Source organism: Paenisporosarcina sp. OV554 (assembly GCF_003058165.1).
GTDB lineage: Bacteria > Bacillota > Bacilli > Bacillales_A > Planococcaceae > Paenisporosarcina.
Genome location: NZ_QBUC01000004.1, coordinates 76,815 through 91,983 on the forward strand (window position 1 = coordinate 76,815; position 15,169 = coordinate 91,983).

13 protein-coding genes are annotated in these 15,169 nt (G+C 38.2%); 3 read left to right on the forward strand and 10 right to left on the reverse strand.

Annotation, left to right across the window (positions count from 1 at the left end):
* Positions 1–238: 238 nt before the first annotated feature.
* Positions 239–1,198 carry an AI-2E family transporter gene (locus C8K15_RS05095; protein WP_108585353.1) on the forward strand — a complete coding sequence of 320 codons (960 nt, stop codon included), beginning with the start codon at positions 239–241 and terminating at the stop codon, positions 1,196–1,198.
* Here C8K15_RS05095 and C8K15_RS05100 read toward each other — a convergent pair.
* From C8K15_RS05100 to C8K15_RS05135, 8 genes are all read right to left on the reverse strand, one after another.
* Entirely contained in the window at positions 1,185–1,568 is a 384-nt protein-coding gene (locus tag C8K15_RS05100) for an FxsA family protein (RefSeq protein ID WP_108585354.1), read from the reverse strand. The two genes, C8K15_RS05095 and C8K15_RS05100, sit on opposite strands and share 14 nt — an antisense overlap.
* A gap of 96 nt (positions 1,569–1,664) precedes the next feature.
* The gene (pyk, locus tag C8K15_RS05105; RefSeq protein ID WP_108585355.1) at positions 1,665–3,425 is read right to left on the reverse strand and encodes a pyruvate kinase; all 1,761 of its coding nucleotides are present in this window, start codon (positions 3,423–3,425) and stop codon (positions 1,665–1,667) included.
* Between the two features lie 19 nt (positions 3,426–3,444).
* On the reverse strand, positions 3,445–4,404 hold the full coding sequence (pfkA, locus tag C8K15_RS05110) for a 6-phosphofructokinase (protein WP_108585356.1): 960 nt from the start codon (positions 4,402–4,404) through the stop codon (positions 3,445–3,447).
* A gap of 93 nt (positions 4,405–4,497) precedes the next feature.
* Positions 4,498–5,451 (reverse strand): acetyl-CoA carboxylase carboxyl transferase subunit alpha, encoded by a 954-nt coding sequence (accA, locus tag C8K15_RS05115; protein WP_108585357.1) that lies wholly within the window; start codon positions 5,449–5,451, stop codon positions 4,498–4,500.
* Positions 5,444–6,313: an acetyl-CoA carboxylase, carboxyltransferase subunit beta gene (gene accD, locus C8K15_RS05120; RefSeq protein WP_108585358.1), complete on the reverse strand. Its 870-nt coding sequence runs from the start codon at positions 6,311–6,313 to the stop codon at positions 5,444–5,446. Before accD ends, accA begins: the two co-directional genes overlap by 8 nt.
* Positions 6,310–6,957 (reverse strand): FadR/GntR family transcriptional regulator, encoded by a 648-nt coding sequence (locus C8K15_RS05125; protein ID WP_108585359.1) that lies wholly within the window; start codon positions 6,955–6,957, stop codon positions 6,310–6,312. The genes accD and C8K15_RS05125 overlap by 4 nt, the downstream gene beginning before the upstream one ends.
* Before the next feature lie 113 nt (positions 6,958–7,070).
* Positions 7,071–10,163, reverse strand: a complete 3,093-nt coding sequence (gene dnaE / locus C8K15_RS05130) for a DNA polymerase III subunit alpha (RefSeq protein WP_108585360.1) — start codon at positions 10,161–10,163, stop codon at positions 7,071–7,073.
* Positions 10,164–10,186: 23 nt separating this feature from the next.
* Entirely contained in the window at positions 10,187–11,122 is a 936-nt protein-coding gene (locus C8K15_RS05135) for a DHH family phosphoesterase (protein ID WP_108585361.1), read from the reverse strand.
* A gap of 95 nt (positions 11,123–11,217) precedes the next feature.
* Here C8K15_RS05135 and C8K15_RS05140 point away from each other — a divergent pair, with 95 nt between their 5' ends.
* Positions 11,218–11,526: a YtpI family protein gene (locus C8K15_RS05140; RefSeq protein ID WP_108585362.1), complete on the forward strand. Its 309-nt coding sequence runs from the start codon at positions 11,218–11,220 to the stop codon at positions 11,524–11,526.
* 25 nt (positions 11,527–11,551) lie between these two features.
* Here C8K15_RS05140 and C8K15_RS05145 read toward each other — a convergent pair whose 3' ends face one another.
* Both C8K15_RS05145 and C8K15_RS05150 read right to left on the reverse strand, forming a co-directional pair.
* Positions 11,552–12,859 (reverse strand): DRTGG domain-containing protein, encoded by a 1,308-nt coding sequence (locus C8K15_RS05145; protein ID WP_108585363.1) that lies wholly within the window; start codon positions 12,857–12,859, stop codon positions 11,552–11,554.
* Positions 12,860–12,971: 112 nt separating this feature from the next.
* On the reverse strand, positions 12,972–13,652 hold the full coding sequence (locus tag C8K15_RS05150; protein ID WP_108585364.1) for a metal-dependent hydrolase: 681 nt from the start codon (positions 13,650–13,652) through the stop codon (positions 12,972–12,974).
* Between the two features lie 105 nt (positions 13,653–13,757).
* Between C8K15_RS05150 and C8K15_RS05155 the strand changes: the two genes are divergently transcribed.
* Positions 13,758–14,858 carry a M24 family metallopeptidase gene (locus C8K15_RS05155; protein WP_108585365.1) on the forward strand — a complete coding sequence of 367 codons (1,101 nt, stop codon included), beginning with the start codon at positions 13,758–13,760 and terminating at the stop codon, positions 14,856–14,858.
* Positions 14,859–15,169: the final 311 nt, after the last annotated feature.

Sequence of the window (15,169 nt, forward strand, 5' to 3'; positions counted from 1 at the left end):
AAATTCATCATGCCACACAAAAAAACGCAGAATGATGGCTCATCTGCTCATATGAACCTTTTATTTATATCGCTTACAATGACATTATAATCAATTTTGACTTAATTGTGAATGAAAACGCTCGAAATTCGAATTTATTTGTAAAAAACATGATATTTTGTCACAAAGCAGAAATATTCTGTCTAAACGACATAAAAAAGATATAGCCCATAAATCACACCTTAATGGAGGTAGAAAAGTGCATGAAAACGTAGCGATTTTTTTAAAGAAATGGATACCAGTAGCTATTATTCTTATTTTAACATGGCTGATTTATCCGGTTACTATCGCCATACTAATTGCATATTTTTTGCATCCCATTGTGTATTGGATACATAAAACTACCCGATTACCTAGATGGTTATCCGTTTTGGTCTTTGAAATCGCCTTATTAGCATCCATCATTTTTGGTGCCACATTGGTTGTAAAAGAACTTTTTGAATTAATATATCCATTGCGTTTTCATTTAGAAGAATTGCAAGTACTTCTTCAAACAAATAGGGTGAATTGGCAATCCGTTATTGAAGCTTTATCGATGGTTAGTGAAAGCGTTCTTAAAAAAATCACTTTATTTATCCAACACCTTCCAGCACAATTCGTCGAGACCTTCGTATTTTTAGTTGCCCTTTTTTTCGCATTGCAAGAGTCATTGAAGTCCCGTACCTGGTTCTTCATCTATTTACCGAGTACTACGCGCAAAACCATAAAGCCATTATTTTTGAAAGCAATGGATCTTTTTGAGAAGTTTACAAAAGTAGAAGTTTTGTTGTTTTTGATGACATTCTTGCAACTTTGCATAGGGTTCAAAGCTCTTCACTTTTCTTCTCCTTTGGGACTTGCGTTTTTGATATCTTTTGCTGATGCCTTGCCGTTTTTAGGGACAGGCATCGTTTTAATCCCGATGGCAGCTTTTTTCGTGTTAACGAAGCAAACAACCCTCGGGATTATTATTATTCTTCTGTATGCATTTATATTATTAACTAGACAATTATTAGAGTCATTTTTATGGGCGAATACTATGCATATTCGTGCGGTTCATGTATTTTTCATTAGCGCATGTTCTTTACTACTGTTTGGTGTTCCAGGCATATTACTTAGTCCATTTTTATTACTGGCAGCAGTCCACTTTAGTCAACATAAATGGTTTACATCACAATGATTTGACCATTTTTCATTTTTGAACGAATCCACTTATAGACCAGGGGCTTAAACAGTTGTCTTGTAGGTGAAAACAAAAATAAGAAACCAAATAAATCTGTAATAAAACCGGGTGATAGCAACAACAAGCCACCAGCAAATATAAATACTGCGTTGACCATGGCATCCCCTGGAGCTTGGAAATTTTTCATCTGAATTTGGACATCACGTATCGCTTTTAACCCTTGTTTTTTTGCTAAATAAGCGCCTAATATTCCTGTTCCAAGGATGATAATGATGGTCGGTAGTAAGCCAAATGTATTTCCAGACCATAGTAAGATACCTATTTCGAGCACAGGAACAACGATAAAGATCAATGCTAACCATTTCATTTCCGACATCTCCTATAAAAATGGCCTCAACAATACTGCGTTGAGGCATTTTGTATTTAACCGTATTTAAAAGTGGAGCATAATTAGAAAAGTTTTTTATAATACGCTTGCATGTCCTTGATAAATTACTCCAGATTCAGCATCCATTGTTACATCTTGACCATTTTTTATTAATATTGTCGCATTTTTCACACCTACTATTACTGGTATACCAAGACTTAATCCTACTACAGCAGCGTGACTAGTTAGCCCGCCTTCTTCAGTGATAAGTCCAGCACATTTTTCAATGGCAGGCATCATTTCACGGTCAGAACCAATCGTTACGATAATTGATCCGGTTGTATCGATATTTTTTAATTGTTCCGCATTGTTTGCGACAACAGTTTGTCCAAAAGCAACCATTTTACCGATACCTTGCCCTTTAGCTGCAATATCACCAATCATGTGAACTTTCATTAAGTTTGTTGTACCTGCTTCACCTACTGGCACACCCGCAGTAATAATAACTAAATCACCATGTTTGACATAGTTATGTTTTAAGCTTTCTTCAACTGAAAGCTCTAATATTTCGTCAGTTGAACCTACTTTAGTGCCAACAATCGGGTACACACCCCAAACTAATGTTAGTTTGCGAGATGGTCTTTCAGTAGATGTGACAGCAATGATTGGAGAACCTTGTCGATATTTCGAAATCATTTTAGCTGTGTGACCACTTTCAGTTGGTGCAATAATTGCTTTAGCTTTTAGATTTATAGACGTATGTGCGACTGCTTGTCCGATCGCATCTGTCATCGTTACTTCTTTAATCTTACTCTTTGCGGAAACAATAGCTCGATAGTCAAGTGCATCTTCTGTACGAATTGCAATTTTAACCATCGTTGTTACAGATTCAACTGGATACATGCCTGCTGCAGTTTCACCAGATAACATAATAGCATCTGTTCCATCAAAGATTGCATTCGCAACATCACTCGCTTCCGCACGTGTAGGACGTGGATTGCGTTGCATAGAATCTAACATTTGTGTCGCAGTAATCACTGGTTTCCCAGCGTCATTACATTTACTAATTAAACTTTTTTGAACTAATGGTACTTCTTCAGCTGGAATTTCTACCCCTAAGTCTCCTCGTGCTACCATTAAACCGTCGGACACCATAATAATAGAATCTATGTTATCGACACCTTCTTGGTTCTCGATTTTCGGGATAATTTGAATATGTCCGCCATTATTATTTTCAAGTAATTCACGAATTTCCATTACATCTTTTGCACGACGAACAAATGACGCGGCTACAAAATCAACATCTTGCTCAATGCCAAATAAAATATCTTGTGCATCTTTTTCAGTAATACCTGGGAGTTGTACAGAAACACCTGGTACATTAACCCCTTTTTTATTTTTTAATGTGCCAGCATTGTAGACAACAGTATGAATTAAACCTGCTTCATGATCTACACTAGAAACACGAAGTTCAATTAATCCATCATCTAATAAAATGACAGACCCTTCTTGAACGTCTTCAATTAATTGACCGTATGAAATAGAGAACATCTCATTGGTCCCCAAAACTTCCGTCATAGAAATAGCTAAAGATTGTCCAGATTCTAACTCTATAGCATCATTTTCCATTTGGTGAGTACGAATTTCTGGACCTTTAGTATCTAAAAGAATACCGACGATTTTTCCGGTTTTTTTAGAAGCTTCACGTATCCGTTTAATTCGTTCCCCATGTTCTTCATGGTTTCCGTGGGAAAAGTTTAAGCGCGCAACATTCATTCCTGATTCGATTAATTGTTCTAGCATTTCTGGTGATTCACTTGCTGGGCCAATTGTACATACGATTTTTGTTTTTCTCATTTTTATATCCTCTCCAACATTAGATGGCTAATTCTTTTGATAGTTTATACATAGTTAAATCCGCTTTATGCTTCCCTTCGAAAGCCTCTGTCATTGAATAGTCTACCACTTGATGATTACGCATGCCAATCGCAAGTCCTCCATGACCTTCCATTAACATCTCAACTGCTCGAGCACCAAATAGGCTAGCCAATACACGGTCGCGGCCTGTTGGCGAACCACCGCGTTGGACATGTCCCAGTACGGAAACTATAGAATCTATATTAGCATGTTCTTTTAATAGTTTTGAGAATTCATTAGCATTCATCACGCCTTCAGACACGATAATAATGCTATGTTTCTTCCCACGCTCATGTCCACTGCGAAGTCGGGTTAATATATCTGGCAAATCGTACGGTTCTTCAGGAATGACAATTGTTTCTGCTCCACCTGCTAAACCTGCCCACAAAGCCAAATCGCCAGCATCGCGTCCCATTACTTCGATGATAAATGTTCGTTCATGAGAAGTAGCTGTGTCCCGAATTTTATCTATTGCATCAATAACCGTATTAAGTGCTGTGTCAAACCCAATTGTGAAATCAGTTCCTGGAATATCATTATCAATTGTTCCTGGTACACCAATGCATGGAAAACCTTTTGCCGTTAAAGCCATAGCCCCACGGTAAGATCCATCTCCACCAATCACTACTAAACCTTCAATCCCATGCTTTTTCATTTGAGCAATGGCTTTTAGTTGACCTTCTTCCGTCTTAAACTCAAGACATCTAGCTGAATGCAACTTGGTACCACCTCGTTGAATAATATCTCCTACAGAACCTAAATCGAGCGGTTCAATTTTTCCATCTATCAGACCTTGGTAGCCATTATAAACACCCATAACTTCTAGGTCGTGATAAATCGCTTTTCTGACTACTGCACGCAAGGCTGCATTCATACCTGGTGCATCTCCACCACTCGTTAAAACACCTATTTTTTTCAATTGAGTGTCCCTCCTTAACCTAATCCTATATTCACATTAACACTTTTGAATACTCATTGTTAGTAAAAAAAAAAGGATGCGACTATCGCATCCTCATTCTGTGAATTCACCGATTGCTCTAAATTTTTCATATCGATCATCCACTAATTCATCTTCACTTAGTTTGCTAAGAGTTGCAATTGAGCGCTCCAATGCTTCTTTTAAATAGATTGCTTGTTGTTTAGAATCTCGATGAGCTCCACCAATTGCTTCTTGTATGACTTCATCGACGATGCCCATTTGTTTTAAATCAGGTGCTGTGATTTTCATGGCTTCAGCTGCTTGTTTAGCAAGTGCTGGATTTTTCCATAATATCGATGCAGCCCCTTCAGGTGAAATTACAGAGTACGTGGAGTTCTCTAACATATGGATATGATTAGCCACACCAAGTGCCAATGCTCCACCACTTCCACCTTCTCCAATAACCACACTAATAACAGGTACTTTTAGTCCAGCCATCTCAAAAAGATTACGGGCAATTGCTTCACTTTGTCCGCGCTCTTCTGCAGCTTTACCAGGATATGCACCTTTCGTATCGATAAAACAAATAATAGGGCGACCAAATTTTTCGGCTTGTTTCATCAATCTTAGTGCTTTTCGATATCCTTCAGGATGGGGCATACCGAAATTGCGTCGAATGTTTTCTTTCGTATCTTTTCCTCGTTGATGACCGATAATCGTAATCGGTAATCCATTAAATGCTGCGATTCCACCAACAATTGCTTCGTCATCCCCATAAGATCGATCCCCGTGAAGTTCAATGAAATCAGTGAACATTTCACGAATGTAGTCAAGTGTAGTGGGACGTTCTGGATGTCTCGCCACTTGAACACGATCCCAAGGTTGCATATTGATATATATATCATTTTCTAGTTTTTCAAGTCGATTTTCTAGATGTTGAATTTCAGTCGATAAATCAACCTCTGCGTTTGAAGTGAAATCTCTTAACTCACTAATTTTATCGCGTAGTTGAACGACTGGCTCTTCAAAAGGAAGTGTTTTAACCATTGATATGAACCCCTTTCGAATGAAGTTTCACAAGAGTCGAGAGTGATTCTTTCATTTTAGAACGATGAACGACTGCATCAAGTTGACCATGAGCTAACAAAAACTCAGCCGTTTGAAAATCTTCTGGAAGTTTTTCACGAACAGTCTGTTCAATGACCCGACGACCAGCAAAGCCAATTAATGCTTTAGGTTCAGCTAAGTTGATATCGCCTAAAGAAGCAAAACTTGCAGACACTCCACCAGTTGTCGGATGCGTCAATATAGAAATAAACAGATTCCCTTTTTCACTATGACGCTTAAGTGCCACACTCGTTTTCGCCATCTGCATTAACGATAGAACACCTTCCTGCATTCGAGCTCCACCACTAGCTGTGAAGATAATAAAAGGTACACCTTGTTTCGTTGCTTCTTCAACAGCACGTGTAATCTTTTCACCAACAACCGAACCCATAGACCCCATGCGAAAGTGGGAATCCATGATTGCCACTACAACTTTACGTCCATTAAGTAATCCACTGCCAGTTAGTACCGCTTCGTTTAACCCTGTTTTTTCACTATCTAATTTAATTTTATCTGTGTACCCAGGAAAATTAAGTGGATTAACGGTCTGCAAATGATCGTCCAAAGAAGCAAACGTACCTTCATCTAAGAATATCGCCACTCGCTCATTAGCTGTCATTTTAAAATGATGATCGCAACCTGGACAAACTTTTTTATTTTCCTTTAAATCTTTTGTTAAACCGATATGTTTACACTCTGGACATTTTGTCATGATGCCTTCAGGAACATCCGTTTTCGATAAATTGTTAGGTATCGTCACATATTTGCTTTTACGGTTTCTTGAAAATATATCTCGAATCATATAATCTCTCTCCCTTGTGATAACCAAGTTATCCACCCCCTATATGAGTGAATTGCGTGTTCAATTTCTCCTGAGATAATAGCATTTAAGAGTTGTTGAATATGTTGGTTTTCGTCTTTTTCTGAATGACCTTGAAAAGGCTCATCTCCGTATTGCTTCAATAAAAACCACATTTTTAATGATAATCGATTATTGGTAGAGATGAGGATTTCGCGAATCAGATCTTCTCTCACTATGCTCTCATCCTCTTGCAATTGCATTAGTAAACTACTCCATACAGGTAGTTGATTTAATGTTGGTGTTCCTGCCACAATTCGGATGGCTTCTTTTTCGTGTATTTCACGTGTTACATGAATATCTCCAACTGTTTTCGTGTCTTGTAAGATAAATGTCGATAAAACTTCAACTAATTTATGGTTACGAAAATCCGTTAAAAACGTTCCTTCGCCACGTTTCGTTTCAATTAAGCCTAACAGCTCTAAACTGCGTAGTGCTTCTCTAACGGTCGATCTTCCTACTTGGAGTCGCTCCGCTAATTCACGTTCAGATGGTATTTTGCCACCCGGTCGAATATTTTCTTTTTCAATAAGAAGACGAAGTTCACGAACGATCTGTAAATACATTTTTGTCGTTTGTTTGGTCATTTCCGTTCCTCAGACTTCCATTTTTTTCAAAGTGGTCTGACCACTCAATGAACCTATCATACAAAAAAATCGTTTGTCATGCAATGGAAAATTAAAAAACAACCCAACAAAGATTAGTTGGGTTGTTTTTTCGACATTGCACGCATATTTTTGACAATGATTTGTGGCTTACCTTGTCTCCACTCAACTATGCCTTCAACTGAGATTACATTTTGTTCTTTAATTAATAGATTGTGATGAGCATAGTCCTTTGGAAACAATGTACACGAAACATCAGAAGTTTCATCCTGGACAGTAACAAATGCCATCGCCTCTCCTTTTTTCGTCCGAATTCTTCGAATCTCTTCAATCATGCCAATAATGACAACTGACCGTCCATTTTGTTCAGCTTTAACATCTTGAATAGCTGTACCTTGGAAATGCAATTCCTTTTTCAGACGCTCTACGGGATGATTTGACATATACAACCCTAAAATTTCTCGTTCAAATTGGAGCTTTATCATCTCAGGCATCTCGGTATTTTTCACATACTTCGGCTTGCCAAAAGATATAACATCTCCATCGAATAAGTCGTTCTCTACATTGGGACGGACGAGTTCTGCGTACTTTACTGCTGCATCAAGAGTTGCTAGTAAAGTGGATCTATGTTGTCCAAAACCATCGAGTGCCCCGGCTTTTATTAAAGGTTCAATTTGCTTTCGAGAAAATTGCTCCGCAGATAAACTCGCTGCTAACTCAAAAATATCTTGCCATATTGGTTTTTGGTATTTACGATTTTCCATTAAGGTTCTTAAAAACACATTAGAAACACCTTTAATAGCCGATAACCCAAAGCGGATCGCGCCGTTTTCTACACGAAATGATAAACCACTTTTGTGTATTGAAGGGGGCAAAAGGGCAATATTATGATGTTTAACTTCTTGTATTAAGCGCATGATTTTTTCCTGATTACCTGTTGCAGAAGTTAGCAACGATGCATAAAAATAGGCAGGGTACTGAACTTTTAAGTATGCCATTTGATATGTAATTAAGCTGTATGCAACTGCATGACTTTTCGGAAAACCATAATCAGCAAATCTAACAATTAAATCGTATACTTCATTTGCTTCCTGCTTCGTAAATTGATTTTGTTGAGCACTTTCAACAAAGTGTTGGCGCTGCTCATCGAGAACTTGTCGATTTTTTTTACTAACCGCGCGTCTTAAAATATCGGACTCACCAAAAGAAAAACCAGCCATTTTCGATGAAATTTGCATGATTTGTTCTTGGTAAACAATTACGCCGTACGTCTCTTTTAAGATAGGTTCAAGCATCGGATGAACATATACCGTTTTTTCTTCACGATGTTTTCGGCGTTTATATGTTGGTATATTGTCCATCGGGCCTGGTCGATACAAAGCATTCACTGCCACGATATCCAGAAAATGAGATGGTTTAATATCACGTAATGCTTGTCTCATACCGTCTGATTCTAATTGGAAGACTCCTGTAGTGTCGCCTTGTTGAAGAAGTTTGAATGTCTCTTCATTATGTAAAGGAATTTTCTCGAACTCTAACCACTTATTTTGATCAAACCAAATCATCGTGCGAATTCTTTCAAGAATAGTTAAGTTTCGCAATCCTAGAAAATCCATTTTCAGCAAACCGCTCTGCTCAACTTCTTTCATTGGCCACTGGGTTAAATACATACCGTCTTGTCCTTCTTCGATTGGTAATAAGTCCACTAATGGAACAGGTGATAAAACGACCCCTGCGGCATGTGTCGAGGCATTCCTAGGTAATCCTTCAAGCTCTTTTACTATGTCAAACCATTTTTGGTGTGTTTTGTCTAGTTCCATCCATTTTTTTATGTGGTGGGAACTATTAACAGCTTCATCAAATGAAATACCCGGTTTATTAGGTAGTTGTTTTGATATCATGTCAAGAACTGAACTATCAAATCCGAATACGCGTGCCACATCTCTCGCTGCTGCTTTAGCGGATAGTGTGCCGAACGTTACGATTTGTGCGACGTGTGAATTTCCATATTTCTTAGCCACGTACTGTATAACTTCATGTCTTCTGTAATCCGCAAAATCGATATCAATATCGGGCATCGAAATACGTTCTGGATTTAAAAAACGTTCAAACAATAACCCGTATTCAAGTGGATCTACATGTGTAATAAATAATGAATACGCGACGAGTGAGCTTGCAGAAGAGCCACGACCAGGGCCAGTTAAAATTTGTTTATTTTTTGCATATTCCATAAAGTCCGCCACTATCAAAAAATAATCTGCATAGCCCATTTGATTAATGACCTTGAGCTCCATTTCCAGACGTTCTTTATACTTGTCAGTCAGTTTTTCTAAGCGTGTATTAAGACCTTCGAGACATTTTTCACGTAAGACGTCCTCTGTAAGGACATTTTCTGGTACTGGGAATTTCGGCATATGTAGTTGGTTCGAAACAAGTTCAACGTGACAGCTCTCGAGACTTCGCTCTGTCTGTTCAAGCCATTCGGGATGATCAGCAAACCATTCAATCCATTGTTCACGCGTAGGTAAATAATGATGTTCATGAAGAGGCTTTTGTCGATTTATGTCGTTTAACTTCACACCATTCGCAATCGCTTGCGCCACTTCATAAGCAAACGCATCTTTAGCAGATACATATTTTGCTTGATGAGTTGCCATCAGTTGGATTTGTCTTTCTTCACAGAGAGTAATGAATTCATTTTCATGACTATCAACTATTCCACCAGGTCGTTCAATTCCACCTAAAATATGTGGACCAAGACTATTTTTCAACGCATCAAGTATAGATTCCTTAGCGTCCAGTGATGATTGTTTTGGCATGCTAACCACAACTAAACAATCTTGTTTATAGGCTTGTAACCACTTTAAGGGAAGTGCCGATAGTGCTTTTACTTCGAGTGCACTACTAATTTTCAATAAGTTTTGATAACCAATATTTGATTTTGCATATATTTGTACGTCCGCACTGTTTTCTTCACTAATTTCAATTCGACAGGCTAGTCCAATAACGGGATGAAGTCCTGCTTTTTTAACTTCCTGATAAAAAGGCAAAACACCATACAAACGTTTATTTGTAATGGCTACAGTTTTCGCTTGTTGATGTTGAAGGAAAGGAATCAATGATTCCAAGCGAATCGTACTATTCAGTAGGTCTGCTGATGTACCTACTTGCGGATAAACTGGATTCATCGTTCCTTCACCCCTTCTTCAACTTACAGACATAATTTTTTCAACTTAGTGATCACTTCATCTGCAGTATCCCACGAATAGATTGATGCTCCGGATGCAAGTGGATGACCTCCACCTCCATATTCCTTAGCCAATTCATTAATAATAGGCCCTTTAGAGCGAAGTCGAACACGAATTTGGTCCTCTTCTTCTATAAACATAATCCATGCTTTAATTCCTTTGACATTGCCAAGAGAGCCAACTAAAAGAGAAGTTTCACTTGCTGTCACTCCGAATTCTTCTAGTGTTTTGAGTGGCAATTTGATATATGCCGCCCCATTATCATCAATAATAAAATGTTGATAAATATGTCCTTGTAGATGCAATAAATTTCTGTCTACTTCATACATGCCGTTAAAAAGTTCTGTGCGATCGAAGTCATATGTAATCAAATCTGCAACAGTTTCGAATGTTTTCTTGCTGGTACTTTGAAACATAAAGCGCCCTGTATCCCCTACGATGCCTGCGAACAAAATCCGCGCAGCTCCATCAGACATTTTCCAGTTTGCACTCGCTTTTCCTTCTTCGAATAATTCATATATCATTTCACTTGCCGAACTTGCTTGTGTGTTCACCCATAATAAGTCCCCGTAAGCATCGTCATTCGGATGATGGTCTATCTTAATGAGGTATGCACCAGTTTTATAACGTTGATCATCAATGCGCTCTGTATTGGCAGTATCCGTAACAATAATGAGCGCCCCTTCGAATTGTTCATCGGTCACTTGATCTGGCTGATCCAGAAAACTGAGCGTTTCCTCATGCTCTCCTGTAACAAAAATTTGTTTATCCGGATAGCTCGCTTGTAAAATCCCTTTTAAGCCAATTGAGGAACCATATGCGTCTGGATCAGGTCGAACATGTCGATGAATGATAATGGTTTCGTATGTAGATATTGTGTCTATGATTTGACGCTTCATGTATTTTTCCTTCCACCTTTCATAATTACGATTCGCAATTCCATGCAAATGTCGATACAATAATGACAGTTTCATTTAATAACAGGAGGTCTACAATGATAAATGCACTATTTGTAGTTTTAATAGTTTTGTCGTTTGTGTTTTATTTTTACTTTAAAACAAAACAATTTCGGAGTGAATTACCTATCGCTAAAAAATGGTATGCGAATCGTTCGTTAATTGCACTTGGAAGTTTATTGTTTTTCTTTGGTATTAACCAATTAACTTTATTCCCATCGACTATAACTTATGTCATTTCAGGTGTGTTAATTCTCATTGGCTTGTACGCGATGGTTTACTACTTCCGTGTCGCAAAACACTATGGCCAATTTGTAGAAGAAGAATTTCGTTTAAACCAAAAGTGATGCTACCTAGCATCACTTTTTTATTTTACCTCTCTAACAATTGGAACATCATCATCGCTTTACCAACCAAAACTTGCCCATTTAACACATCGAATTCCATTTTCACAAACTTCCGGCTCATATCAAGAATATTTGGCCGTACTGTCAATACGCTATCCATCTGCACAGGTTTGATAAAGTAGATGGTCATGTTTTCAGCCACACTGTCTCCACGCTTTTTGTTTTTCAACGCATAATTGCCCACTTCAGCTAAGAGTGTGGTGAATGCGCCATAAGAAATGGCACCAAACTGGTTGGTCATTTGCGGAGTTACTGTGAATTCTATCGTGAGTTCATCTTCCTGCGAAACTTTCATTTGATTTTTGACAATATCATCGATTGTTTCGCCTTGTTGCGGTTGTCGTTGTGCTAATTGAAGAGCCTTCAATACATCTTGACGACTAATGACTCCTTCTAAAATTCCGTTATCATTGACAACAGGCATTAAATCGATGCCTTCCCAAATCATTCGGTGTCCTGCAGTAGCCACACTCGTTTTCATAGTCAATGTAATCGGATTTTTCGTCATTACTTTTTCTATTGAATCACGATGCTCTTTTCCAATCACATCTCTTGCTGTAACGATACCCACCACTTTTTGGTTTCCATCAATGACTGGGAAACCAGCATGCAATGTTTGAACATTTTTTTCATGATAAGCTGAAACGGTTTCGTTGGCACGCAAAAAATCGGTTTCTTGGAAAGGTACATAGATATCTTCAATGAACAATATCTCTTTTTTAATTAACTGATCATAAATTGCACGGTTAATCATTGTCGCAACTGTGAACGTGTCGTAACTTGTCGAAATAATTGGAAGTTCCAACTCATCAGCTACTTTTTTCAAAGATTCTGATGCTTCAAATCCACCAGTTATTAAAACTGCAGCTCCTGCTTTAAGAGCAGTAAAATGGGCTTTCACTCGATTCCCAACGATGAGAAGACTCCCTGCATCTGTATAACGCATCATGTCTTCTAATTGCATAGCTCCGATAACAAATTTGGTTAACGTTTTATGTAAACCACTTTTCCCACCTAGCACCTGACCATCCACAATATTTACAACTTCAGCAAACGTTAGACGTTCGATATTTTCTTTCTTTTTCTTTTCGATTCGAATAGTTCCAACTCGTTCGATTGTGCTCACATATCGTTGAGTTTCAGCCTCTTTAATTGCACGATAGGCTGTCCCTTCACTAACCTGAAGTTCTTTTGCGATTCGTCTAACAGAGATTTTATCTCCAACGGGCAAAGACTCAATATATTGCAATATTTGTTCGTGTTTTGTAACCATTTAATCACCTATTTTCCAAACAATCGTTGTAATGTTAGTGTATCACAAACCATTGGTTTTTATTTACACAAAAATGCACGGAAAGTCTGTAGCTTTCCGTGCATTTCTCTTTTTACAATTCGATTCCAGCACCAGAGCTAAGGAGGTGTACTGTCGCACCTTTAACTAAATCTTTAAAGTCCTGTGGGTTTTGTTTTATTGGAGGGAAAGTATCGTAATGAATTGGCACAACCGCTTGTGGATTCAATAATTCCACTGCGTAAGCTGCATCTTCAATTCCCATTGTAAAGTTATCACCAATTGGCAAGAACGCTAAATCAATTGGATGTCTTTCACCAATTAACTTCATATCACCAAATAACGAAGTATCCCCAGCATGGTAAATGGTTTTGCCCTCTGCCGTAAATAATATTCCTGCAGGCATACCCGTATAGATCATTTCCTTGTCTTCGGTTACATAAGCTGATCCATGAAATGCTTGTGTTAATTTCACTTTTCCAAACTCAAATTCTCTTGCACCACCAATATGCAACGGATGTGTTCTTACTCCTTGCCAAGACAAATACTCTGCAAGCTCAAATGGAGCAACAACCAACGTGTCATTCGCTTTTGCGATTGCTACCGTGTCCCCTACATGATCGTTATGACCATGTGTTAATAAAATCACATCGGGCTTCTCATTGTCAGCTACTAAATCTGTTAATTCATTCCCTGTAATGAATGGATCAATTAATATCGTATACTCTCCCGTTTTTATTTTGACCACGGAATGTCCATGAAAAGTTACATACATTTAGTTCAACCTCCTTTATTTCATACTAATATTTATTCGATATGAATGTCGAATCTCCTGTTTTTTGATATGCTTAAGGGAGAAAGTTGAAAAAGGAGTGTTATTATGACTAAAATCAATCAAATCTCTACATATTTATCCGAAAACAATCTCGACGCAGCGTTTATCACAACTCCAGACAACGTGTTTTACGTATCTGGATTCCGAAGTAATCCCCATGAGCGTTTATTTGGTGTTGTAATTTTTAAAGATGCTGAACCACTTATGATTTGCCCGAAAATGGAAATACCAGATGCTAAAGAAGCTGGATGGTCATTCGATGTTGTTGGTCACCAAGATACAGATCAACCTTGGCAGTTATTAAAAGAAGCTATTGAAAGTAAAGGGGTTAACATTGCTCAACTTGCAATTGAAAAATCACATATGACTGTTGAACGTTTGGAAGCTCTTCAAGAGTTATTCCCACAAGCTTCATTTGCTCGATTAGACGATCAACTGAATTCTATGCGCGTTGTGAAGGATGAAAGTGAATTAGTCATTCTTCGTAAAGCTGCTGAATATGCAGATTATGCGATTGAAGTCGGTGTAAGTGAGATTGCTGAAGGTAAGACTGAACTAGAAATTCTAACAGCTATCGAACTTGCTTTAAAGAAAAAAGGAATCGCTCACATGTCATTTGATACGATGGTGTTGAGTGGACCAAAAACGGCATCCCCTCACGGGAAACCAGGTGACCGCAAAATTCAAAAAGGCGATTTCATTTTATTTGATTTAGGTGTTATCTACAAAGGATATTGTTCTGATATTACGCGTACCGTTTCTTTCGGAGAACCTTCAGATGCTCAAAAAGAAGTATATGAAGCAGTAAGAAAAGCAGAACAAGATGCAGTTGATGCCGTCAAACCTGGAGTACGTGCAATGGATTTAGATAAAATCGCACGTGATGTGATTACACAAGCTGGATACGGTGAATTCTTTACACATCGCTTAGGCCACGGACTTGGTATTTCGGTTCATGAGTTCCCTTCAGTTACAGGTAATAATGAAATGGAATTAATCGAAGGCATGGTCTTTACGATTGAACCAGGAATTTATGATCCAAACATAACGGGTGTTCGCATTGAAGACGACGTGGTTGTTACAAAAAATGGCGTCGAGGTCTTAACGAAGTACCCTAAAGAATTAGTCATCATTCCAAGCGTATAATCCAAAGACCTGATTCACAGAAAATGCGAATCAGGTCTTTCTTTCATTTGTACAATGCGCATGAGAATCAGGAGGGAATTGGATAGTTGCGACGATAATCCGTGAAGTTGAGACAATAACTAGGAAGTTACGACGATAATCCAAGAGGTTACGACGATAACATGAATAGTTGCGACTATAATCCAAAAAGTTACGATGAAACCCCCTCACCATTACTTCTTATTAAATCACAAATCCAAAGACCTGATTCGCAGAAAATGCGAATCAGGTCTTTCTTTCATTTGTGCAATTCTCATGAGAATTAGGAGGAA

What these genes read in the sequence shown, in the direction of transcription:
- C8K15_RS05140 (WP_108585362.1), top strand. Translation starts at nt 11,218, where the DNA reads ATGATAAATGCACTATTTGTAGTTTTAATAGTTTTGTCGTTTGTGTTT.
- C8K15_RS05155 (WP_108585365.1), top strand. Translation starts at nt 13,758, where the DNA reads ATGACTAAAATCAATCAAATCTCTACATATTTATCCGAAAACAATCTC.
- accD (WP_108585358.1), bottom strand. Translation starts at nt 6,313, where the DNA reads ATGATTCGAGATATATTTTCAAGAAACCGTAAAAGCAAATATGTGACG.
- C8K15_RS05100 (WP_108585354.1), bottom strand. Translation starts at nt 1,568, where the DNA reads ATGAAATGGTTAGCATTGATCTTTATCGTTGTTCCTGTGCTCGAAATA.
- C8K15_RS05125 (WP_108585359.1), bottom strand. Translation starts at nt 6,957, where the DNA reads ATGACCAAACAAACGACAAAAATGTATTTACAGATCGTTCGTGAACTT.
- accA (WP_108585357.1), bottom strand. Translation starts at nt 5,451, where the DNA reads ATGGTTAAAACACTTCCTTTTGAAGAGCCAGTCGTTCAACTACGCGAT.
- dnaE (WP_108585360.1), bottom strand. Translation starts at nt 10,163, where the DNA reads ATGAATCCAGTTTATCCGCAAGTAGGTACATCAGCAGACCTACTGAAT.
- pyk (WP_108585355.1), bottom strand. Translation starts at nt 3,425, where the DNA reads ATGAGAAAAACAAAAATCGTATGTACAATTGGCCCAGCAAGTGAATCA.
- C8K15_RS05145 (WP_108585363.1), bottom strand. Translation starts at nt 12,859, where the DNA reads ATGGTTACAAAACACGAACAAATATTGCAATATATTGAGTCTTTGCCC.
- C8K15_RS05135 (WP_108585361.1), bottom strand. Translation starts at nt 11,122, where the DNA reads ATGAAGCGTCAAATCATAGACACAATATCTACATACGAAACCATTATC.
- C8K15_RS05150 (WP_108585364.1), bottom strand. Translation starts at nt 13,652, where the DNA reads ATGTATGTAACTTTTCATGGACATTCCGTGGTCAAAATAAAAACGGGA.